Origin of the sequence: Streptomyces sp. NPDC085900 (assembly GCF_044540925.1) — a bacterium.
In the GTDB taxonomy this organism is placed as follows: domain Bacteria; phylum Actinomycetota; class Actinomycetes; order Streptomycetales; family Streptomycetaceae; genus Streptomyces; species Streptomyces gilvifuscus.
Genome location: NZ_JBITSP010000018.1, coordinates 40,586 through 62,545 on the forward strand (window position 1 = coordinate 40,586; position 21,960 = coordinate 62,545).

Here is a 21,960-nt window from a genome sequence, read left to right on the forward strand (position 1 = left end):
CGGACCTCCTGCCACCGGCGAAAGGCGGCCCTCATGGTCACTCACGTTCCCGCGGAGGCGAAGGGCGACGAGCGGGGAGCGCTGCTCGCGTACATCGAGGAGCAGCGCGGCGGCATCCGCAGGGCGCTGCTCGGGCTGACGGAGGAGCAGGCGGCGTCCCGCCCCAGCGCGAGCGAGCTGTCGCTGTCCGGTCTGCTCAAGCACGTCGCAGAGGTCGAGCAGGGCTGGATCGCGCGCGCCAAGCAGGAGCCGCCGGCGATCCGGCGCGACCAGTCCAACTGGCACGAGACCTTCCGGCTGATGGACGGCGAGACCGTCGAGTCCCAGCTCGCGTACTGGGAGAAGGTCGCCGCCGAGACCGAGGCCTACGTCCGCTCGGTGCCCAGCCTGGACGACACCTTCCCGCTCCCGAACGACCCGTGGTTCCCGCCGGACGCCCGCGTCTCGGTGCGCTGGCTCTGCCTGCACCTCATCCGCGAGATCGCCCGGCACGCGGGCCACGCCGACATCATCCGGGAGTCGCTGGACGGCAAGACGGCGTTCGAGCTGGTCGCCCTGGAGCAGGGCAAGAGCTGGGGGTGACCTTGCGGGGTCCTACGCTGGCCCCATGTCAGCGATCCGTCTCCTGGTGCTCGGCGCGGTCCGCCAGCACGGGCGGGCCCACGGCTACCAGGTGCGCAACGACCTGGAGTACTGGGGCGCGCACGAGTGGTCCAACGCCAAGCCCGGCTCGATCTACCACGCCCTGAAGCAGATGGCGAAGCAGGGGCTTCTGCACGCGCACGAGATCGCCCCGTCCACGGCCGGCGGTCCCCCGCGCACGGAGTACGAGATCACCGACAGGGGCACCGAGGAGTTCCTCCGGCTGCTGCGCGAGGCGCTGACCGCCTACGACCAGAAGATGGACGTGAAGTCGGCGGCCATCGGCTTCATGGTCGACCTGCCGCGCGCCGAGGTGGTGTCCCTGCTGAAGGAGCGCATCCGGCGCATCGAGGAGTGGCGCACGAACGTCACCGAGCACTACGTCCCCGAGGGCGGGCCCGAACAGCTCGGCCACATCGGCGAGATCATGAACCTCTGGGTCCACACGGCCGACGCCGAGGCCGAGTGGACCCAGGGGCTGATCGGCCGGATCGAGGGCGGCGCCCACACCTTCACCGGGGAGGGCGAGCCGTTCGTCGGCGTCCTCCTGGACGGGCAGGAGAACCCGTACGCGACGGGGGAGCGGACCGCCGGACCCTAGTGGTGGAAGCCGGTCGCCGCCTCCTTGTCCCGGGTGAACGGGTGCGGCTGCCGGCGCAGTTCCGGCAGCAGGCGGGTCAGGTCCTCCACGAACAGGTCGGCCAGGTCCGCCGAGAAGCCGTTGCGGCACACGATCCGCAGCACCGACAGATCCTCGCGGTGGGGCGGGAAGGTGTACGCGGGCACCAGCCAGCCGCGCTCGCGCAGCCGCCGGGAGACGTCGAAGACGTCGTACGACTCCACCCCCGGCGCCGTCGTGAAGGCGAAGACCGGTAGCTCGTCGCCCCGGGTCAGCAGCCGGAAGTCGCCGAGCGCCGCAACCCGCTCGGCGATGGAGCGGGCCACGTCGCGCGTCGTCTGCTGCACGACGCGGTAGCCCTCCCGCCCGAGCCGCAGGAACGTGTAGTACTGGGCGACCACCTGGGCGCCGGGCCGGGAGAAGTTCAGGGCGAAGGTCGGCATGTCGCCGCCCAGATAGTTGACGCGGAAGACGAGTTCTTCGGGCAGCGCCTCCTTGTCGCGCCACAGCGCCCAGCCGACGCCCGGGTAGACCAGCCCGTACTTGTGCCCCGAGGTGTTGATGGACGCCACGCGCGGGAGGCGGAAGTCCCACACCAGGTCCTCGTCGAGGAAGGGCGCGATCATGCCGCCGGACGCGGCGTCGACGTGCACCGGGACGTCCAGGCCCGTGCGCTCCTGCAGGGCGTCGAGGGCCGCGCAGAGGTCGGCGACGGGTTCGTAGGAGCCGTCGAAGGTGGATCCGAGGATGCCGACGACGCCGATGGTGTTCTCGTCGCACAGCTCGGCCGCGGCCTGTGGGTCGAGGTGGAACCGGTCGCCCTCCATGGGGACTTGGCGGGCCTCCACCTCCCAGAAGTTGCAGAACTTCTCCCAGCAGACCTGGACGTTGACGCCCATGACCAGGTTGGGCCGGGCGCCCGGCGCCGGATTCCGGCGGCTCCAGCGGCGCTTGAGCGCGATGCCGGCGAGCATGCACGCCTCGCTCGAACCGGTCGTCGAACAGCCCACGGCGGCCGACGGGTCCGGCGCGTTCCACAGATCGGCCAGCATCGCCACGCAGCGCCGCTCCAACTCGGCCGTGCGCGGGTACTCGTCCTTGTCGATCATGTTCTTGTCCCGGCACTCCGCCATCAGGACGCCGGCCTGCGGCTCCATCCAGGTGGTGACGAAAGTGGCCAGGTTCAGCCGGGAGTTGCCGTCCAGCATCAACTCGTCGTGCACCAGCTGGTAGGCGGCCGTCGGCGCCATGGGCGCGTCCGGCAGCCGGTGCCGGGGCGGGGCCTCGGTCATGCCGCCGACCGGATTCGCCTCGCCGAAGAAGGGGTTGACGGACAGCGCGCGCTCGTCGGGCTGGTCGGGACCTTTGTGGAGCGCCATGGAAGTGCCTCCTCGCCTCAGCCGATCAACGAGTGCCGTCGGAGCGGAGTTCCCCCGCCCACCCCAGGCGGGCCTGTGCGCCCGAACATCCCGGGAGAATCGGGCTTGCACCTCACGCGACGTGAGGAGCCACCGTGGAGTGCGTACCCAGAAGGGAGCGGACGAAGTGAGCCACTGGTCAGGACGGGACGGCTACCCGGTCGGAGAAGTCGCGGGCTTCGCCGGCGTCACGGTGCGCACGCTGCACCACTACGACGCCATCGGGCTGCTCGTCCCGAGCGAGCGCAGCCACGCGGGCCACCGGCGCTACAGCGAGGCCGACCTCGACCGGCTGCAGCAGATCCTGTTCTACCGGGAGCTCGGCTTCCCGCTCGAGGAGGTCGCGGCCCTGCTCGACGACCCGGACACGGACCCGCGCGCGCACCTACGCCGCCAGCACGAGCTGCTGACCGCCCGGATCGAGAAGCTGCAGAAGATGGCCGAGGCCGTGGAGCACGCCATGGAGGCACGCAAGATGGGCATCAACCTCACCCCCGAGGAGCGCTTCGAGGTCTTCGGGGACAAGGACCCCGACCAGTACGCCGAGGAGGCCGAGGCACGCTGGGGCGGCACCGAGGCGTACGCGGAGTCGCAGCGCCGGGCCGCGACCTACACCAAGGCGGACTGGCAGCGCCTGCAGGCCGAGGTCGACGACTGGAGCGAGCGGTACGCGGCCCTGGTCGCCGACGGCGCCCCGGCGACCGGCGAGGCGGCGATGGCACTGGCCGAGGAACACCGGCAGCACGTCAGCCGCTGGTTCTTCGAGGTCTCGTACGCCATGCACAAGTGCTTCGCGGAGATGTACGTCTCCGACGAGCGCTTCAAGGCGTACTACGACGCCATGCACCCCGGCCTCGCCGAGCACCTCAGGGACGCGATCACGGCGAACGCCGCCCGCCACGAGGCGTGACCGTCGTCCCGGCCCGGGGGATCACTCCCGGGCCAGGACGACCGCTGTGCCGTACGCGCACACCTCCGTGCCCACGCCCGCCGCCTCGGTGACGTCGAAGCGGAACATCAGCACCGCGTTCGCACCACGCGCGCGTGCCTGCTCCACCAGCCGCTCCATGGCCTGGTTCCGGGTCTGCACGAGCGTCTTGGTCAGCCCCCGCAGCTCACCGCCGACCATCGACTTCAGTCCCGCCCCGATCTGGCTGCCCACGTGCCGGGACCGGACCGTCAGCCCGAAGACCTCGCCGAGGACCTCCACGACCCGGTGGCCGGGCACGTCGTTCGTCGTGACGACCAGTACGTCCGGGCGAGGCTCCTGGCCGCCGCCGTATTCATCGATTCCCATGACCTCACAGCTTTCTCCCAATCGGCACACAGTGCATCCTGGAGACACCGGTGGAACCTGGGGCGGACACACAACGTTGATAGCTTTGAGCGCCCGCACAGGGACGCCGTACCTCTCCCCACCCCTCAGGAGCCCGGAACCGTGACGACGCTTGCCCTCGGCCCGAGCTGGCTGGATCCGAACTACCTCCTCGACACGTTCGGCATCTGGGGCCTGCTCCTCATCGTCTTCGCCGAGTCCGGCCTGCTCATCGGTTTCTTCCTGCCCGGCGACTCGCTGCTGTTCACCTGCGGTCTGCTGATCACCTCGAACCAGCTGAACTTCCCCCTGTGGGGAGCGATCGCGCTGATCTGCGTCGCCGCGATCCTCGGCGACCAGGCGGGCTACATGTTCGGCAAGAAGGTCGGCCCGTCCCTGTTCAACCGCCCCGACTCCCGCCTGTTCAAGCAGGAGAACGTGGTCAAGGCGCACGAGTTCTTCGAGAAGTACGGCCCCAAGTCCCTGGTCCTGGCCCGCTTCGTGCCCATCGTGCGCACGTTCACGCCGATCATCGCCGGCGTCAGCGGCATGAAGTACCGCTCGTTCCTGACCTTCAACGTCATCGGTGGTGTCCTGTGGGGCGCCGGCGTCACCCTGCTCGGCTCCTGGCTCGGCAAGATCGACTTCGTCAAGAACAACATCGAGGCGATCCTGATCCTGATCGTCCTCGTCTCGGTGGTCCCGATCATCATCGAGTTCCTGCGGGCCCGCTCCAAGAAGCGGAACGCCGCGCCCGAGGCGTCCGAGCCCGTCCAGGAGCAGACGCAGCCCTTCCCGGTCGTCATGGACGACGCGACGACCCAGCTGCGCCGCATCCCGTCGGCGGACCAGGACCACTCCCAGCAGTACCAGCAGCAGCCGTACCAGCAGCCGTACGACCAGAACCAGCAGTACGTGCAGCCCCAGTACCCGGACCAGCGATACCCGGACCAGCGGTACCCGCAGCAGTACCCCCAGGAGCCGTACCCGCAGCAGCAGCCGTACGGCGGCGGGCAGTACCCGTACGACAACCAGAACCAGGGCTACTGAGCCGGCGTAACGGAACCTCAGAAACCCCGCGTCCGCTTCGCGGCCCGCCGCTTCTCCGCGGAGCCGATCCGCAGGAACAGCCGCGAGATCTCCGACCCGAGGTTGACCCCGATGGCGATGGCCATGGCGAGCGAGGCGGCCGTGGCCAACGACACCAGCCCCTTGTCGACGTCGTTCTGCGCGATCGACAACAGCCCGAAGTACGTCGAGGAACCCGGCAGCAGCGGCCCGATCGCCGCCGTTGTGTACGGCAGGGCGGACGCGAACCGGTAGCGCGACAGCAGCTGCCCGAACAGCCCGACGAGCCCCGCCGCCACAGCTGTCGAGGCGACCGGTGACAGGTTGCCGGGATAGCGCAGCGCGCCGTACACGCACCACGCCACGCCGCCGTTCAGCGTCACCCACAGCACCGTCGAGCGCTCCTGCTGCAACAGCACCGCGAACGTCAGCGACAGCAGCATCGAGGCGGTGATCTGCCACAGCGGCCGCTCGGCGATCCGCAGGGCCGCGTCGGGGTTGAGCTTGGCGCCCAGGTTCACCCCGAAGTACAGGACGACCAGCACGCCCGTGACGATGCCGACGAACAGGTAGACGACCTCCAGCAGGCGCGCCGACGCGGTGATGTAGAACCCGGTCAGCCCGTCCTGCACGCCCGCCACCAGGGCCCGCCCCGGCAACAGCGCGAACAGCCCACCGGTGATGACCGCGGACGCCTTCACGTCCACGTGGGCGACGGTCAGCGCGACCCCTATGGCGGCCGGCGGCATCGCGGCGACGGTGAACTGGTAGAACTCCGGCAGCCCGCGCCCCGCGCACAGCCACGCGAGCCGGTCGCCGAGCATCGCGCCCAGCATGGCCGCGAGGAACACGACCAGGTCACCGCCGACGAGCACGGAGGCCGCCCCGGCGAGCAGGCCGCTCGCGCCGGTCAGCACCCACGTGGGGTACGGGTGCCGGTTGCGGCGGATCTCCGCCAGCCGGCGGTAGGCCTCCTCCAGGGAGATGTGGGTCTCCTGGTCGCTGAGGTCGTCCACCAGCCGGTAGACGGCCGCCAGCCGCGTGTAGTCGGTGGCCCGGCGCCGCACGGTCCGCGACGCGGTCACCGGGTCGTCGACCAGGGACGGCTGGTAGGAGATCGACAGCAGCGTGAAGGTGACGTTCGGCTCGCAGCGGTCCAGCCCATAGGACCGGCACACCGCGAACATCGCGGCCTCGACGTCCTCCGCGCCCTCGCCGCCCGCCAGCAGCAGCTCGCCGATACGCAGGGTCAGGTCGAGCACGCGCGGGACGGCGGGGCCGCCGTCCTCCACCCTGGGCGGGGGCTCCGGCGCGGGCCGCTCGGCCACCGGCATGCGCAGCATGGTGCGCATCCGGTCCTGCCAGGGCACGTCCTTGGTCAGGCTGACGACCGGCACGCCGGTGGCCGGGGTGAAGGCGACGGGGGCCTGCTTGGAGCTGTAGGTGCTCGGCATGCTGAACGCCGACCCCTCGGAGTCCGCACCGGGCGGCTGCGGGACCTCCAGCCCGTCCGGGACGGCGAACTCGGAGGTGGTCTCCGGCTCGACGGCGACTCTGGGGGCGACGAAGCCCGCGGGAATCGCGAACTCGGATGTGATCTCGGGATCGAACGTGCCCCTGGCCTCGTCCGACTGCGGCTTGCGGTCCTCCGCCTCCGTCACGTGAGTAACGCTCCCTGTACGACGCGTACGGCAATGCCCAGTATGCGCACAGCATGACAAACGGGCCGCACGCGTACGCGTGCGGCCCGAGAGCACTTCTGGGGGCTCAGTGGCCGCCCTGGTCCTTGAAGCGCTTGTAGGAACGCTCGATCTCGGCCTCGGCGTCCGTACGGCCCACCCAGTCGGCGCCCTCGACGGACTTGCCGGGCTCGAGGTCCTTGTAGACCTCGAAGAAGTGCTGGATCTCCAGCCGGTCGAACTCCGACACGTGGTGAATGTCACGCAGGTGCTCCACGCGCGGGTCCGTCGACGGGACGCACAGCAGCTTGTCGTCGCCGCCGGCCTCGTCCGTCATCCGGAACATGCCGATCGCGCGGCAGCGGATCAGACAGCCCGGGAACGTCGGCTCGTCCAGGATGACGAGCGCGTCCAGCGGGTCGCCGTCCTCGCCGAGGGTGTTCTCGACGAAGCCGTAGTCGGTCGGGTAGGCGGTCGAAGTGAAGAGTCGACGGTCCAGGCGGATCCGACCGGTCTCGTGGTCCACCTCGTACTTGTTCCGCGAACCCTTCGGGATCTCGATCGTGACGTCGAACTCCACCGGTGGCTCCTCCATGATCAACACATAGTTCTGGTGGTTAAGTGTCCCTCACGCAGGTGTGTGATCGCGAAAGGGGCTGGTGGTCGTGCCTGAACTGAGGCCTTGGCGGGCCGCGAGACCGCACGTGGCGCGGGCCGCGAACGCCGTACGACCACGTCTGGCACGGGCCGCCGGGACCGTACGCCCACAGCTCGAACGAGCCACGAACGCCGCACGGCCACGTCTCGAACGAGCCGTGGCCGTCGCGAAGCCGCGACTCGCGCGAGCGCGACGGGCCGTGGGTCCACGACTCGCGGCACTGCGGGCTCCGCGTCCGCGATCGGTCAAGACCTGGCAGTACACAGCAGGCGCGACGACCCTCGGGCTGGTGCTGGCCAGTGGGGTGGTGACCGCCGCCGGCCCCTGGGACGCCAACGGTCAGCGTACGGCCGAGCGCGACCGCGCGGTCGCCCTGGAACGCACGGGTGGCGCAGATCACGGCCGTAATACCGATACATCCGGATCGTCCGATACGGCGGCGGGGGCGCCCCGTCCCGCGCCGAGCGCGGCGTCGGTCCTGGTGGGTCTCGGCGGCTCCACGAACACCGTGAAGTCGGCCCCGAACGGGCCGGCCCTCGCCGACGTCCTCGGCCCCCTCCTCGGGGACCCGGCCCTCGGCGGCCACCGCACCGCGGCCGTCGTCGACGTCACCACCGGCAAGCGCCTGTACGGCACCGGAGCCGACGACGCCCTCACCCCCGCCTCCACGACGAAGATCGCCACGGCCGTCGCGGCCCTGTCGGCGATGGGCGGGGACCACCGCCTCACCACCCGCACCGCCCTGGAGCCCGACACCGGGGAACTCGTCCTGATCGGGGGCGGCGACCCGACCCTGACGGCCCACAAGGACGCGCAGGGCTGGGCGAGCCTGCGCGACCTGGCCGCCGCCACCGCGAAGGCCCTGAAGAAGCGCGGCCTGTCCAAGGTGACGCTCTCCTACGACACCACCCTCTACACCGGCCCCGACCTGCACCCCATCGGCGTCAACGACAACCTCGCCCCCGTCAGCGCCCTCATGGCCGACGAGGGCCGCACGGACGACTCCGCCGGCGGCCCCGCCCCGCGCGTGACAAACCCGGCGGCGGACGCGGCGGCGAAGTTCGCCGGCTTCCTGGCCGCGCGGGGGATCAGGACGACGTCTCCGGGGCCGTCCAAGGCGACCACGCGCGCGCAGTCGCTGGCCGCCGTCTCCTCGCCCCCGCTCTCGGCGCTGGTCGAACGCATGCTGACCAACTCCGACAACGACATCGCCGAGGCCCTGGCCCGCCAGACGGCGGTGGCGACGGGCGGCCGGGCGAGCTTCGACGGCGGCGCCGGCGCGATCGCCGCCGAGCTGAAGAAGCTCGGACTGCCGTTGCGCGGCGCCCGGTTCCACGACGGCAGCGGCCTGAACCGCGACGACCGGCTCACGGCGGACCTCCTGACGGCCCTGCTGGCGAAGGCGGGCGCCCCCGCCCACCCCGAACTCCGCCCGATCCTCACCGGCCTCCCGGTGGCCGGGTTCACCGGCACCCTGACCGGCCGCTACGCGGACGGCGCGGCAGGCGTCGTACGGGCGAAGACGGGCACGCTGACCGGCGTGAACACCCTGGCGGGAACGGTCGTGGACCAGGACGGCCGCCTGCTGGCGTTCGCGTTCCTGGCGTCGGACACCACCAGCCCGACGGCGGCGCAGTCGGCACTGGACCGGACCGCCACGGCGCTGGCGGCGTGCGGCTGCCGCTGACGGCGCGAACCCACGCACCCCGGCCGCACCGCCGGTCGACCCAGCAGCACGGGCCACCCGGCCGACCGTCACGCCCTGCCCGAAGAGGAGCCGCTCACGTACGGTTGACGCATGACGAGCATCGGTGGTGCCGAGATGGTCGACTGGAATCTCGCGGTCGCGACCGCGACCCGGCTCGTGAGGCCGGGCCCCGACGTGAGCCGCGACGAGGCCCGAGCGGTCGTCGCGGAACTGCGTCGGCATGCCAAGGCCTCGGAGCAACACGTGCGGGGCTTCACCCGTCTGGGGACGGAGGAGACGCACGACACCCCGGTCCTCGTCGTCGATCGCCCCGGCTGGGTGAGGGCGAACGTCGCCGGCTTCCGGGAGATCCTCAAGCCGCTGCTGGACAAGATGCAGGAGCGGCGCAGCAACACGCCGGGCGGAGCGGTCCTGGGCGCGGTCGGCGGCAAGGTCACCGGCGTCGAACTGGGCATGCTGCTGTCCTTCCTGGCCTCCCGCGTCCTCGGCCAGTACGAGACCTTCGCCCCGTCCACCCGCGACCTCCCGGCCGGCGAGAACGGCGGCGGCCGGCTGCTCCTGGTGGCGCCCAACATCGTGCACGTGGAGCGCGAACTCGACGTCGAGCCCCACGACTTCCGCCTGTGGGTCTGTCTGCACGAGGAGACGCACCGCACGCAGTTCACCGCGGTGCCCTGGCTGCGCGACCACCTCGAGGGCGAGATCCAGTCTTTTCTGGGGGAGACCGACGTCGACCCCATGACCGTCCTGGAGCGCGTCCGGGAGGCCGCCCAGTCGCTCGCCGGGGGACGCCCGGAGGGCGAGGAGGACGACGGCGGCCGGTCCTTCGTGGAGATCGTGCAGACCCCCGCCCAGCGGGAGATCCTCGGGCGGCTCACCGCCGTGATGTCCCTGCTGGAGGGCCACGCCGACTTCGTGATGGACGGTGTGGGCCCGGACGTCGTGCCGACCGTCTCCGAGATCCGCGAGAAGTTCCAGCAGCGCCGCGCCAAGGGCGCCTCGCGGCTGGACATCGCCCTGCGCAAGCTGCTCGGCCTGGACGCCAAGCTCAGGCAGTACCGGGACGGCGAGCGGTTCGTACGGGCCGTCGTCGAGGAGGTCGGCATGGACGGCTTCAACCGTGTGTGGACGTCTCCCAACACCCTCCCCACGAAGACGGAGATCGCCAAACCGGCGGACTGGGTCGCGCGGGTGCACCGCAAGAGCGAGTCGTGAGCGTCGTGGAAAGGTCGTGAGACGAATCCGGCCGACGGCAGGCGAACGCCCCTCCAATCACCCGTCCGAGGGACCGTGAGCCATGGGTAGGCGTGCGATGCTCGGGGAACGCCCCGGTTCTGTCACCATCTACACACTCTGAGTGACCGGCCTCGGGTTCACCCCCCGAAAACTTCATGAAGGGAACCGGACATGGGTCCCCATCCTGCGGTCGCGGCGATACGCCTGGCGGTCCGCCGCGTCCTACACGACATCCTCAACGACTTGAGCTCCGAGCCGTCCGCGGCCTCGGGGTCTTCCGGCGTCTCCGGGGCATCTGCCGCCTCCGGGCGGGCCGTGGTCGCCGAGCAGCGCTCGCACGAGCCCCGGTCCGCGCCGCTCGTGCTCGTGGCCTGCTCCGGCGGCGCCGACTCGATGGCCCTCGCCTCCGCCCTCGCCTTCGAGGCCCCCAAGCTCGGCATCCGCGCCGGCGGCGTCACCGTGGACCACGGCCTGCAGCCCGGCTCCGACCTGCGCGCCGAGGAAGTCGCCCTGCGCCTGCGCGAGTTGGGCCTCGACCCGGTCGACTCCGTCGCCGTGACCGTCGGCCGCGAAGGCGGCCCGGAAGCCGCCGCCCGCGACGCCCGCTACGCCGCCCTCGACGCCGCCGCCGCCCGCCACGGCGCCGACGCGATCCTGCTCGGCCACACCCGCGACGACCAGGCCGAAACCGTCCTGCTCGGCCTCGCCCGCGGCTCCGGCATCCGCTCCCTGTCCGGAATGGCCGCGGTCTCGGGGGCCGGCGGCCGTTACCGCCGCCCCTTCCTCCAGCTCGACCGGCAGACCGCCCGCAAGGCCTGCATGGTCCAGTCCCTGCCCGTCTGGGACGACCCCCACAACGCCGACCCCGCCTACACCCGCTCCCGGCTGCGCCACGAGGGCCTGCCCGCCCTGGAGAAGGCGCTCGGCAAGGGTGTCGTCGAGGCTCTCGCCCGGACGGCCCAGCTCTCCCGCGACGACGCGGACGCCCTCGACACCTGGGCGCGCCAGGCCGAGGCCTCCGTACGGGACGCCGCCGGTCTGCTGGAGTGCGCCAAGCTCTACGCCCTGCCGCCCGCCGTGCGCCGCCGCATCCTGCGCCAGGCCGCCATCGAGGCCGGTGCTCCCGCGGGTTCCCTGTTCGCCCGCCACATCGAGGAAGTCGACCGGCTGATCACCGGCTGGCGCGGCCAAGGGGTCATCAACCTGCCCGGCAAAGTCGTCGCCCAGCGCCAGGGTGGCAGACTGGTGATTCGGCAAGGCTGAATCTCATCCCCTTTGCAGGGAATCCGGACCCCTCCCGGGGCTCGGGCAGCCGGTGGGACGACCGAAAGTGATGCGGGTGGACGCGAAAGACATGGGTGCCGACCTCCAGCAGGTGCTCATCACCAAGGAAGAGATCGACGCGAAACTGGCCGAGCTGGCCGCGAAGATCGACGCGGAGTACGCGGGCAAGGACCTGCTCATCGTCGGTGTCCTCAAGGGCGCGGTGATGGTCATGGCCGACCTCGCGCGGGCGCTGTCCACCCCCGTCACCATGGACTGGATGGCCGTGTCGTCGTACGGCGCGGGCACCCAGTCCTCCGGAGTGGTGCGGATCCTCAAGGACCTCGACACCGACATCAAGGGCAAGCACGTCCTGATCGTCGAGGACATCATCGACTCCGGGCTGACGCTGTCCTGGCTGATCAACAACCTCGGCTCCCGCGAGCCCGAGTCCCTGAAGATCTGCACCCTGCTGCGCAAGCCGGACGCCGCCAAGGTGGCCATCGACGTCGAGTGGGTGGGTTTCGACATTCCCAACGAATTCGTCGTGGGCTACGGCCTCGACTACGCCGAGAAGTACCGCAACCTCCCGTTCGTGGGTACGCTCGCGCCCCACGTCTACGGGGGCTGACCGGCCCCTGGGGCCACTCTTGGGGCCGCGCTTGCGGCCAAGAGAGCCGTCTTTGTAGGACGATCGGGAACCCCAGCGGGTTTCGCGCCGTTGGAGCATGCAGACGGGTTTGCCAGCCCGCCCGTGCGGCTTCGGGCGACAATGCTGGGGTACCGTCAGAAGAACTGTCTTATCAAACTCACTATGGCAGGAGGGACGGGGCGACATCGCTCCGTATGGATGGACGTGAAGCGATACTTCCGTGGGCCGGTCATGTGGATCGTGCTGGCCGTCCTTGCCGTGGTCGTGTTGATGCAGGTCGTCGGTTCGTCCGGCGGCTACAAGACGGTGGACACCGGCCAGGTCGTCGCAGCGATCAACGACAACAAGGTGGAATCGGCCAAGCTGACCACCGGTGACGAGCAGACCGTCAAGGTCCAGCTCAAGTCAGGCGAAAAGGTCGAGGGCAGCTCGAAGATCCAGGCGAGCTACATCGGCGACCAGGGCGTGGCCATCGCCAACACGCTGCAGACCAAATACCAGGACAAGCAGATCCCCGACGGCTACACCGTGTCGCCGTCCAAGCAGAACCCCTTCCTGGGCATCCTGCTCTCTCTGCTTCCCTTCGTTCTGATCGTGGTCGTCTTCCTGTTCCTGATGAATCAGATGCAGGGCGGCGGCTCCCGGGTCATGAACTTCGGGAAGTCCAAGGCCAAGCTGATCACCAAGGACACGCCGAAGACGACGTTCTCCGACGTCGCGGGCTGTGACGAGGCCGTCGAGGAACTCCACGAGATCAAGGAGTTCCTGCAGGAGCCGGCGAAGTTCCAGGCGGTCGGCGCCAAGATCCCCAAGGGCGTGCTGCTCTACGGCCGCCCCGGTACCGGCAAGACGCTGCTCGCGCGTGCCGTCGCCGGTGAGGCGGGGGTCCCGTTCTACTCGATCTCCGGTTCCGACTTCGTCGAGATGTTCGTCGGTGTCGGTGCCTCCCGAGTCCGTGACCTGTTCGAGCAGGCCAAGGCGAACGCCCCGGCGATCGTCTTCGTCGACGAGATCGACGCGGTCGGCCGCCACCGCGGCGCCGGCCTCGGCGGCGGTCACGACGAGCGCGAGCAGACGCTGAACCAGCTGCTCGTCGAGATGGACGGCTTCGACGTCAAGGGTGGTGTGATTCTCATCGCGGCCACCAACCGTCCGGACATCCTCGACCCGGCGCTGCTGCGCCCCGGCCGCTTCGACCGCCAGATCGCGGTCGACCCGCCGGACCTGCAGGGCCGTCTGGAGATCCTCAAGGTTCACCAGAAGGGCAAGCCGGTCGCGCCCGACGTCGACCTCGCGGCGGTCGCCCGCCGTACTCCGGGCTTCACCGGTGCGGACCTGAGCAACGTCCTCAACGAGGCGGCTCTGCTCACGGCCCGCAGCGACCGCAAGCTCATCGACAACTCGATGCTCGACGAGGCCATCGACCGTGTGGTCGCGGGCCCGCAGAAGCGGACCCGGATCATGTCGGACAAGGAGAAGAAGATCACCGCGTACCACGAGGGCGGACACGCCCTGGTCGCGGCTGCTTCCCCGAACTCCGACCCGGTCCACAAGATCACCATCCTGAGCCGCGGCCGTGCGCTGGGCTACACGATGGTGCTCCCGGACGAGGACAAGTACTCGACCACCCGCAACGAGATGCTCGACCAGCTCGCCTACATGCTGGGCGGCCGGGCGGCCGAGGAACTGGTCTTCCACGACCCGACCACGGGCGCGGCCAACGACATCGAGAAGGCCACCGCCACGGCCCGCGCGATGGTCACCCAGTACGGCATGACCGAGCGGCTGGGCGCCATCAAGTTCGGCGGCGACAACACCGAGCCCTTCCTCGGACGTGAGATGGCTCACCAGCGCGACTACTCGGAAGAGGTCGCCGCGCTGGTGGACGAGGAAGTCAAGAAGCTCATCGAGAACGCGCACAACGAGGCCTGGGAGATCCTGGTCGAGAACCGCGACGTCCTCGACAACCTGGTGCTCCAGCTGCTGGAGAAGGAGACGCTGAACAAGGAGGAGATCGCCGAGATCTTCGCCCCCATCGTCAAGCGTCCGCCCCGGCCCGCCTGGACCGGTTCCTCGCGGCGCACGCCGTCCACCCGCCCGCCGGTGCTCTCCCCCAGGGAGCTCGCACTGACCAACGGTGCCAACGGCGCGACCCCGGCGATCTCCACCGCCAAGTCGACGGCGACGGAGCACGCTCCGGCGACCGAGGCGGTCCCGGAGGACCGACCCGAGAGCTGACCTGGTCCTTCCGTCCCTCGGGACCGGAATGGCTGTGCGCGCCCCCCAGGTTTAGCCTGGGGGGCGCGGCGTTTTCAGCCAGGCCGCAGACGAGGCGCGTGACCCGCACGCGTGACCCGCACAGGAACGAGAATCCACATGACCGACCCCGTGACGCTGGACGGCGAAGGCACCATCGGCGAGTTCGACGAGAAGCGTGCCGAGAACGCCGTCCGTGAGCTGCTGATCGCGGTCGGAGAGGACCCGGACCGGGAGGGCCTCAAGGAGACGCCGGCCCGGGTGGCGCGGGCGTACAGGGAGATCTTCGCGGGGCTGTGGCAGAAGCCCGAGGACGTGCTGACGACGACGTTCGACCTGGGGCACGACGAGATGGTCCTGGTGAAGGACATCGAGGTGCTCAGCTCCTGCGAGCACCACCTCGTGCCGTTCGTCGGCGTCGCCCACGTCGGGTACATCCCGTCGGCGGACGGCAAGATCACGGGGCTGTCGAAGCTGGCCCGGCTGGTGGACGTCTACGCCCGCCGTCCGCAGGTGCAGGAACGTCTCACCACGCAGATCGCCGACTCGCTGATGAAGATCCTGGAGCCGCGCGGTGTGATCGTGGTCGTCGAGTGCGAGCACATGTGCATGTCCATGCGCGGTGTCCGCAAGCCCGGCGCCAAGACCATAACGTCGGCGGTGCGCGGGCAGCTGCGCGATCCCGCCACCCGCAACGAGGCCATGAGCCTGATCATGGCGAAGTAGGGCCCGTCGGGGCACTTCGGCGCGGTGTGGGTGTCGGTGTCGGCCCGGGCGTCGGTGTCTCGGCCGTCAGGCCGGAGAGGCCGCGCCGTTGTCGGTCTCGTCGTCGTCCGGGAGCTTGCACACGCGCTCCAGGAAGATGGCCGCCGCTATGACCGCGATGCCCGCCACGACCGAGAAGCCGGCGTAGATGGCCTGGTCGCGGCGGGCCGGGATGTCCAGGAGCTCCAGCAGGAACACACCGGTGCCGCCGTACATGCCGGCGACCAGGGCCGCGACCAGCGCGCTGGCCTGGCCGAAGACGACCGCGCGGGCCGCCATCAGGGGGTCGACGCCCTTGGCCTCGGGCCGGCGCTCGCGCTGGGCCTTGAGGCGGCCGCGGATCGAGAGCGCCGTGGCCATCAGGACCACGGCGATCAGTGCGAGGACGATGGGGGCGGCCAAGGGGACGCTGGGGAGCGTCCCGATCGAGTTCCAGAGGCGGGCGCCCGCCCAGGACAGGACTGCGGCCACGACGAACACGCCGGCCAGCACCCTGATGCGCAGCTCTCTCACGGTGTCCCTTCAGCTCCCCCGGTTGACGGGCCCAACCCGTGGACCGTGGTCGTCCCGCGCCCGCGGACGGTGGTCGTCCCGGCTTTGTCGTCTTGACCTTAACGACTACTCGGGCAGGTGGAGTTCCAGGTCCTCACGGGGCTCCACGCCGTGCCGGGTGACGGTGTCCAGGAGGCCGGCGACCGGGCCGCGGCCGGGCAGCTGCGCGTCGGGGTCGACGTCGTGCCAGGGGGCGAGGACGAAGCCGCGTTCGTGGGCGCGGGGGTGCGGAAGGGTCAGCAGCGGGTCGTCGGAGAGGACACCGTCGTACGCGACGATGTCGACGTCGAGGGTGCGCGCGCCCCAGCGCTCGTCCCGTACACGGTGGAAGGCCTCCTCGACCGCGTGGGCCCGCTCCAGGAGCGAGGACGGGGGCAGGGTGGTCTTCAGCAGCACCACCGCGTTGAAGTACGAGGGCTGGCTGCCCGGCTCGACGCCCCACGGCTCCGTCTCGTACACCCGCGACACGGCCTTGACCCGGACGCCCGGGGTGTCCTCCAGGGCGTCGATGGCGCCCTGGAGGGTCTCCAGGCGGTTGCCGAGGTTCGAGCCGAGGGAGATCACGGCGCGTTTCGGGTTGTGCAGGGTGGTGTCGGCGGCGTCCACCTGCTGCACGACGGAGGCGGGCACCGGCTGTACGGTCGGGTCGCTGTGACCCTCGGTGAAGAACGCGGTCATACTCGGCTCCGGGTGATGGTGACGGTCACGTCGTCGAAGGGGACCGTGATCGGCGCGTCCGGCTTGTGGACGCGGACCTCGACCTCCTGGACCCCGTCGTGCTTCAGACAGGCCTGGGCGATGCGCTCGGCGAGCGTCTCGATGAGATTGACGGGCTCGCCCTCGACGACGGCCACGACCTCCTCCGCCACGATGCCGTAGTGCACGGTCTTCGTCAGGTCGTCGTCGGCCGCGGCCGGCCGGGTGTCCAGCCCGAGGACGAGGTCCACGATGAAGGTCTGGCCCTCCTCGCGTTCCTTGGGGAACACACCGTGGTGCCCGCGGGCCTTCAGGCCGCGCAGCGCGACACGATCCACGCGAATCACTCCTGCAATCGTCGGTGACGGCCGGTCACTGCCGTGTGCGGGCGGCACACCGGCCTCGAACGAATCTACCCGCGGACACTGACAGGCCCCGGCCACGGGGGCGCGAGCCAGTGCCGGGACCAGGAGGTTTCATCGTGTGTTTCCCCTGGGGAACCCGGCGGCTCACGGGTTGGTAGCCGCCCCTACCCGGCACGTCGTGATTCCAACCACTTCTTGCTCCCGGCGGGTGCCGATGTGACCCGTGAGGGTGCCGGCGGGTCTTCTCGGAGGGTCGCCTACCCCGTCAGGTGGGGGTGTCCTCGTCCTCGGCCTCGTCGTTTTCGGACAGAACCGGGGAGGCGTGGTGCGACCACATCTTCCAGCCGTCGGGTGTGCGGCGGAACACGTTCGTGGCGACCACCAGCTGGCCGACGAGCGGTCCGAGCTCCTCGCCGCCCTCGGGCGCGGGGCCGCCGCTGAGGATGTTCTCCGTGCAGGTGACCAGGGCGGTGTCGCCGGTGACGGAGACATGCACGTCGGTGAGGAAGAACTGGATGTAGTCGGTGTTCGCCATGATCAGGGCGTACGACCGCAGGACCTCGCCGCGGCCGGTCAGCACCGGCCAGCCGGGGTGCACGCAGGAGACCACGCCGGCGTCCGCCGGGTCGTGGTACTCCTCGTCGACGCCCAGGTCGGCGGGGGTGAGCCAGAAAGAGGACAGCTCCTCGAAGTCGCCGCGCTCCAGGGCCTCGTAGAAGGCGGTGTTGGCCGCCTCGACCTGCTCGACGTCGGTGTGGGGGGCGCTCACCGGGCTCCCTCTGCGCCGGGGGCGGTCGGGTGGGGCGCGCGCTCGGCGGTGCGCGCCTCCTCCACGGCGCGCGCGACCCGTACCGCGTCCGCCGTGGCGCGCACCTCGTGCACGCGCACCGCCCACGCGCCGGCGTGCGCCGCGAGCGCGGAGACGGCGGCCGTCGCGGCGTCGCGCTCGCGCGCGGGCGGCGGCGCGCCCTCCGGCCCCGCGAGGACGCGCCCGAGGAACCGCTTGCGGGAGGCGGCGACGAGGAGCGGGTGGCCGAGCACGAGCAGGCGGTCGAGGTGGGCCAGGAGGGTGAGGTCGTGTTCGGCGTCCTTGGAGAAGCCCAGGCCGGGGTCGACGACGACGCGGTCGGGGGCGATGCCGCCGGCCAGGACGGCCTCCACGCGCGCGTGCAGTTCGTCGACGACCTCGGTGACGACGTCGTCGTACGCGCCCTTGACGTTGCCGCCCTCCAGGAAGCCGCGCCAGTGCATGACGACGAAGGGGGCGCCGGAGGCGGCGACGACGGGGATCATCGCGGGGTCCGCGAGCCCGCCGCTGACGTCGTTGACGAGGCGGGCGCCGGCGGCGAGGGCCCGCTCGGCGACGGACGCGCGCATGGTGTCGACGGAGACGGTGACGCCCTCGGAGGCGAGGCCGCGCACGACGGGGATGACGCGCCTGAGTTCCTCGGCCTCGTCGACACGGGTGGCGCCCGGGCGGGTGGACTCACCGCCGACGTCGACCAGGTCCGCGCCCTCGGCGACCAGCTCCAGCCCGTGTTTGACCGCGGCCGTGGTGTCGAAGAAGCGGCCGCCGTCGGAGAAGGAATCGGGGGTGACGTTCACGACTCCCATGACCGCGCAGCGGTCCCACTCGGGAAGGCCCGCGACGCGCCCGCGTCCGCTCTGCTTGCTCATACGTTCAGCGTAGGCCCCGGACCGGACCGTAAGACGCCACGGTCCGCCGTGGAACGCGACGGCCCGGACGGAAGCCCCTCGGGCTGGAGGGGCGGGGCTTCCGTCCGGGCCTGTCCTTCGGGGCGTACGGCCGTCCGGTCGTCCCGTCCGGCCGTCGGTCACGCCACGCGCTCGGGGTCCCTCACGCGGCGCGTACGTCGCGCTCCGCGACGGAGTGGGCGCACACGCGCGGCGCGGACCTGCGACGGCGCAGGAAGCGCGGCAGCGGCAGGGCGAGGTTGACGAAGCCCTCCGCCTGCATGGCGGCGAAGCCGATGCGGGGCAGGTCCGCCGAGGCGCGGTAGACGACGAAGCGGGGCTCCCAGCGGGGCTGGAACTTCGCGTTGAACTTGTACAGCGACTCGATCTGGAACCAGCGCGAGAGGAAGACCAGCAGCCCGCGCCAGGCGCGCAGCACCGGGCCCGCGCCGATCTTCTCGCCCCGCGCGAGTGCCGAGCGGAACATCGCGAAGTTGAGCGACACGCGCGTGATGCCGAACTTCGGGGCCGCCTGGAGGGCGGCGACGATGAGGAGTTCGTTCATGCCGGGGTCCGCCGAGCGGTCACGGCGCATCAGGTCCAGGGAGACACCGTCATCGCCCCAGGGGACGAAGTGCAGGATCGCCTTCAAATCGCCGTACTCGCCCGGCTGGTCGTCCGCCTTGTGGGCGGTGGCGATCAGGCAGTCGCCGTCGGCGGCGTCGCCGATCCGGCCCAGGGCCATGGAGAAGCCGCGCTCGGTGTCGGTGCCGCGCCAGTCCTCGGCGGCCTGCCGGATCCGCGCCAGCTCGGTGTCGCCGAGGTCACGTACACGTCGTACCCGGGTTTCGTAACCGGCGCGCTCGATGCGCTTGACCATCTGGCGCACGTTGCGCATCGCGCGGCCGGCGAGAGAGAAATCCGCGACGTCCACCACCGCCTCGTCGCCCAGTTCCAGGGCGTCGAGGCCGGTCTCGCGGGTCCACACCTCACCGCCCGTCTCCGAACAGCCCATCACGGCGGGCGTCCAGGAGTGGGCCTTGGCCTCGTCCATGAAGCGCTCGATGGCGCCCGGCCAGGCCTCCACGTCACCGATGGGGTCGCCACTGGCGAGCATCACACCGGAGACGACGCGGTACGTCACCGCCGCCTTGCCGCTGGGCGAGAAGACGACGGCCTTGTCGCGCCGCAGGGCGAAGTGGCCGAGGGAGTCGCGCCGGCCGTGCTTCTCCAGCAGGCAGCGCAGACGCGCCTCGTCCTCCGGGGTCAGGCGTGCCGCCGGGTGCTCGGGGCGGAACGCCAGGTAGATCGTCGTCACCGCGGTGAGCAGCCCCAGGGCGCCCAGGGAGAACCCGACGGTCCAGGAGGTGTTGCCCTGGTAGTCGACCGGGCCCTCGAAGCCGAACAGGCCGTAGAGGACGTGCGTAATGCGATCGGCCAGGCTCGGGTCGCCGACCATGCGATTCGGGTGGACGCTGACGATGATCAACCCGAGAACGAGGGATCCGGCGCCCATGAGGACGAAGTTGGCGAGCGCGCGCCACCGGCTGCGCGGGTCGGGCAGCGCGTTGAACTGGTCGCGGTGGCGCAGCAGCGGAGCGAGCAGCGCCAGCGAGATGACCACTCCGATCAGGGAGTGGCGGTACGTGAACTGCGCGACGGCACCTGCCGGCAGCAGCGCCACCGCGGCCCGCCACGCCCGCCGCTTGCCCCGCTTCAGCCCGTGCGCGAGCAGCAGCAACAGCACGCCGGCGCAGAGCGAGAGCGCGGCCGCGAACGGCCCGAACGCTCCCGGCAGCACCTCGGCGATGGTGTGCATACGGCTGTGCCGGAAGCGCGGGAAGACGCCCGCGGCGATGTCCAGGACGCCCACGAGCGCACAGGCTCTGGCGACGAGGACGGGGACGGCCTCGGGGCGCGGACCTCGCAGTACGCGCCGAGCGTTGCGTGATCGAGAGGGAACCCCGCCCGACATTTCCTCATCTGTCCTGACAGACATCGCATCCCGTAGTTCTGCGAGAGACCTTGAATCCGGTGCCGATCGGGGCATCCGGCGACATTGCGCCCTCTAGGACGGTGTCTCGGGGAGCCAGGTTCCAGCGTCTCCTCAAAGCCGGTCCAAAGGCCATGGAAAGTCCCGGACAAGCCCTTGCGAAGGCGCGGGGGAGCCGGTTGAGAACCGCAGGCAGGAAGCAGGTCATGGGTCTTACGAGCAACAAGGTGCTGTGGCTGGCGATCGCGTTCGCCGTGCTGCTGTTCGTCGGCACGGTGTGGCTGTGGCCGCGTCTGGCGCGGCGGCACTGGCGGGCCGTCAGCGGGCGCGTGTGCCTGCTGCTGGGCACCCAGTTGGCCCTCTTCGCCTCCCTGGGTCTCGCCGCCAACCAGGCCTTCGGTTTCTACGCCAGCTGGGCGGACCTGTTCGGTCAGGAGAAGGACCAGGGCGTGGTGGTCAACCACACGGCGCTCGGCGGTTCGGGCGGCCCGCTGCAGGTGATCGACACGGCACACGTGCGTGGGGCCGGCGGAGCCCCGCCGCAGTCCGGCGGGCAGATCCAGAAGGTCGACATCGTCGGCCGCCGCACCCACATCGCCACGCCCGCGTACGTGTATCTGCCGCCGGAGTACTTCCAGCCGCGGTACCGGACCCGTACGTTTCCCGCGACCGTCGTTCTCACCGGATATCCGGGTACGGCGCGGGCGCTCGTGGACAAACTGCGCTATCCGAGCACCGCGGAGACGCTCGCGAAGAACGGCCGTATGCAGCCGATGATCCTGGTGATGATGCGGCCGACGGTCGCGCCGCCGCGGGACACCGAGTGCGTCGACATCCCGGGCGGCCCGCAGACGGAGACGTTTTTCGCCAAGGATCTGCCGGATGCCGTAATCGCGCACTACAGGGTGGGCAGAAAACCCGGTGGCTGGGGGATCATCGGCGACTCCACGGGCGGCTACTGCGCGCTGAAACTCGCCATGCACCATCCCGGCTCCTACGCGGCCGGAGCGGGGCTGTCGCCGTACTACAAGGCGCCCCTGGACCCGACCACGGGTGATCTCTTCCGGGGTGAGAGGAATCTGCGCGACCGGGCGGATCTGTGGTGGTGCCTCAAGCACCTGCCCGCGCCCGACACTTCACTGCTCGTCACCAGCAGCCGGATCGGGGAATCCAACTACAAGGACACCCTGAAGTTCATAGAGCGTGTGCAGGCCACCCGCTTGACGCGGATCTCGTCGATCATCCTCGACAGCGGAGGTCACAACTTCAACACCTGGCGGCGCGAGATTCCCGCGACACTGCAGTGGATCAGTGGACGGCTGAGCGACCGGTGACAGGGGATTCGCCGGGTTCGGCAGACGATGATCTTGCCGAATTGAC

Annotated in this window: 21 protein-coding genes; 11 read left to right on the top strand and 10 right to left on the bottom strand. The window is 70.5% G+C overall.

Translation table 11 applies throughout. The annotated features are described in order from the left end of the window. Positions 1-33: 33 nt before the first annotated feature. Both ACIGDI_RS40390 and ACIGDI_RS40395 read left to right on the top strand, forming a co-directional pair. The gene (locus ACIGDI_RS40390; RefSeq protein ID WP_399907448.1) at positions 34-582 is read left to right on the top strand and encodes a DinB family protein; all 549 of its coding nucleotides are present in this window, start codon (positions 34-36) and stop codon (positions 580-582) included. Between the two features lie 25 nt (positions 583-607). Beyond that, positions 608-1,243: a PadR family transcriptional regulator gene (locus tag ACIGDI_RS40395; RefSeq protein WP_399907449.1), complete on the top strand. Its 636-nt coding sequence runs from the start codon at positions 608-610 to the stop codon at positions 1,241-1,243. Here the strand turns inward: ACIGDI_RS40395 and ACIGDI_RS40400 are convergent. Then, positions 1,240-2,640, bottom strand: a complete 1,401-nt coding sequence (locus ACIGDI_RS40400; RefSeq protein WP_399907451.1) for a glutamate decarboxylase — start codon at positions 2,638-2,640, stop codon at positions 1,240-1,242. The genes ACIGDI_RS40395 and ACIGDI_RS40400 overlap by 4 nt on opposite strands. 139 nt (positions 2,641-2,779) lie before the next feature. Between ACIGDI_RS40400 and ACIGDI_RS40405 the strand changes: the two genes are divergently transcribed. Beyond that, positions 2,780-3,589: a MerR family transcriptional regulator gene (locus ACIGDI_RS40405; protein WP_399907453.1), complete on the top strand. Its 810-nt coding sequence runs from the start codon at positions 2,780-2,782 to the stop codon at positions 3,587-3,589. A 21-nt stretch (positions 3,590-3,610) separates the two neighbouring features. On the opposite strand, the gene ACIGDI_RS40410 is transcribed toward ACIGDI_RS40405, so the two are convergent. Further along, positions 3,611-3,976, bottom strand: a complete 366-nt coding sequence (locus ACIGDI_RS40410) for a YbjQ family protein (RefSeq protein ID WP_385244926.1) — start codon at positions 3,974-3,976, stop codon at positions 3,611-3,613. A 141-nt stretch (positions 3,977-4,117) separates the two neighbouring features. Here ACIGDI_RS40410 and ACIGDI_RS40415 point away from each other — a divergent pair, with 141 nt between their 5' ends. After that, positions 4,118-5,044 carry a DedA family protein gene (locus ACIGDI_RS40415; RefSeq protein WP_399907456.1) on the top strand — a complete coding sequence of 309 codons (927 nt, stop codon included), beginning with the start codon at positions 4,118-4,120 and terminating at the stop codon, positions 5,042-5,044. Positions 5,045-5,061: 17 nt separating this feature from the next. On the opposite strand, the gene ACIGDI_RS40420 is transcribed toward ACIGDI_RS40415, so the two are convergent. Continuing rightward, positions 5,062-6,723, bottom strand: a complete 1,662-nt coding sequence (locus ACIGDI_RS40420; RefSeq protein ID WP_399907458.1) for a threonine/serine exporter ThrE family protein — start codon at positions 6,721-6,723, stop codon at positions 5,062-5,064. A 106-nt stretch (positions 6,724-6,829) separates the two neighbouring features. Beyond that, the gene (locus ACIGDI_RS40425) at positions 6,830-7,321 is read right to left on the bottom strand and encodes an inorganic diphosphatase (RefSeq protein ID WP_007452023.1); all 492 of its coding nucleotides are present in this window, start codon (positions 7,319-7,321) and stop codon (positions 6,830-6,832) included. Between the two features lie 79 nt (positions 7,322-7,400). On the opposite strand from ACIGDI_RS40425, the gene dacB reads away from it, so the two are divergent. From dacB to folE, 6 genes are all read left to right on the top strand, one after another. Next, positions 7,401-9,086, top strand: a complete 1,686-nt coding sequence (gene dacB, locus ACIGDI_RS40430) for a D-alanyl-D-alanine carboxypeptidase/D-alanyl-D-alanine-endopeptidase (RefSeq protein WP_399907460.1) — start codon at positions 7,401-7,403, stop codon at positions 9,084-9,086. 111 nt (positions 9,087-9,197) lie between these two features. Beyond that, on the top strand, positions 9,198-10,322 hold the full coding sequence (locus tag ACIGDI_RS40435) for a zinc-dependent metalloprotease (protein ID WP_399907462.1): 1,125 nt from the start codon (positions 9,198-9,200) through the stop codon (positions 10,320-10,322). A gap of 192 nt (positions 10,323-10,514) precedes the next feature. Then, on the top strand, positions 10,515-11,606 hold the full coding sequence (gene tilS / locus ACIGDI_RS40440; protein ID WP_399907464.1) for a tRNA lysidine(34) synthetase TilS: 1,092 nt from the start codon (positions 10,515-10,517) through the stop codon (positions 11,604-11,606). 70 nt (positions 11,607-11,676) lie between these two features. Further along, positions 11,677-12,237, top strand: coding sequence for a hypoxanthine phosphoribosyltransferase (hpt, locus tag ACIGDI_RS40445; RefSeq protein ID WP_058924027.1), 561 nt, complete (start codon positions 11,677-11,679; stop codon positions 12,235-12,237). A 219-nt stretch (positions 12,238-12,456) separates the two neighbouring features. Further along, positions 12,457-14,496 (top strand): ATP-dependent zinc metalloprotease FtsH, encoded by a 2,040-nt coding sequence (gene ftsH / locus ACIGDI_RS40450; RefSeq protein WP_200699826.1) that lies wholly within the window; start codon positions 12,457-12,459, stop codon positions 14,494-14,496. A 138-nt stretch (positions 14,497-14,634) separates the two neighbouring features. After that, entirely contained in the window at positions 14,635-15,240 is a 606-nt protein-coding gene (gene folE / locus ACIGDI_RS40455; protein ID WP_399907466.1) for a GTP cyclohydrolase I FolE, read from the top strand. A gap of 66 nt (positions 15,241-15,306) precedes the next feature. Here the strand turns inward: folE and ACIGDI_RS40460 are convergent, their stop codons facing one another. From ACIGDI_RS40460 to ACIGDI_RS40485, 6 genes are all read right to left on the bottom strand, one after another. Then, on the bottom strand, positions 15,307-15,792 hold the full coding sequence (locus tag ACIGDI_RS40460; RefSeq protein ID WP_399907468.1) for a DUF3180 domain-containing protein: 486 nt from the start codon (positions 15,790-15,792) through the stop codon (positions 15,307-15,309). A gap of 105 nt (positions 15,793-15,897) precedes the next feature. After that, entirely contained in the window at positions 15,898-16,509 is a 612-nt protein-coding gene (gene folK, locus ACIGDI_RS40465) for a 2-amino-4-hydroxy-6-hydroxymethyldihydropteridine diphosphokinase (RefSeq protein WP_399907470.1), read from the bottom strand. Beyond that, entirely contained in the window at positions 16,506-16,865 is a 360-nt protein-coding gene (folB, locus tag ACIGDI_RS40470) for a dihydroneopterin aldolase (protein ID WP_399907472.1), read from the bottom strand. The genes folK and folB overlap by 4 nt, the downstream gene beginning before the upstream one ends. Before the next feature lie 292 nt (positions 16,866-17,157). Further along, a complete protein-coding gene (locus ACIGDI_RS40475) occupies positions 17,158-17,661 on the bottom strand; it encodes a nuclear transport factor 2 family protein (RefSeq protein ID WP_200699822.1) in 504 nt (167 codons plus the stop codon). After that, positions 17,658-18,569, bottom strand: coding sequence for a dihydropteroate synthase (folP, locus tag ACIGDI_RS40480; RefSeq protein WP_272177481.1), 912 nt, complete (start codon positions 18,567-18,569; stop codon positions 17,658-17,660). Before folP ends, ACIGDI_RS40475 begins: the two co-directional genes overlap by 4 nt. Before the next feature lie 181 nt (positions 18,570-18,750). After that, the gene (locus ACIGDI_RS40485; RefSeq protein WP_399907474.1) at positions 18,751-20,562 is read right to left on the bottom strand and encodes a phosphatidylglycerol lysyltransferase domain-containing protein; all 1,812 of its coding nucleotides are present in this window, start codon (positions 20,560-20,562) and stop codon (positions 18,751-18,753) included. A gap of 224 nt (positions 20,563-20,786) precedes the next feature. Here ACIGDI_RS40485 and ACIGDI_RS40490 point away from each other — a divergent pair, with 224 nt between their 5' ends. Continuing rightward, a complete protein-coding gene (locus ACIGDI_RS40490) occupies positions 20,787-21,914 on the top strand; it encodes an alpha/beta hydrolase (RefSeq protein WP_399907476.1) in 1,128 nt (375 codons plus the stop codon). Positions 21,915-21,960 lie beyond the last annotated feature (46 nt).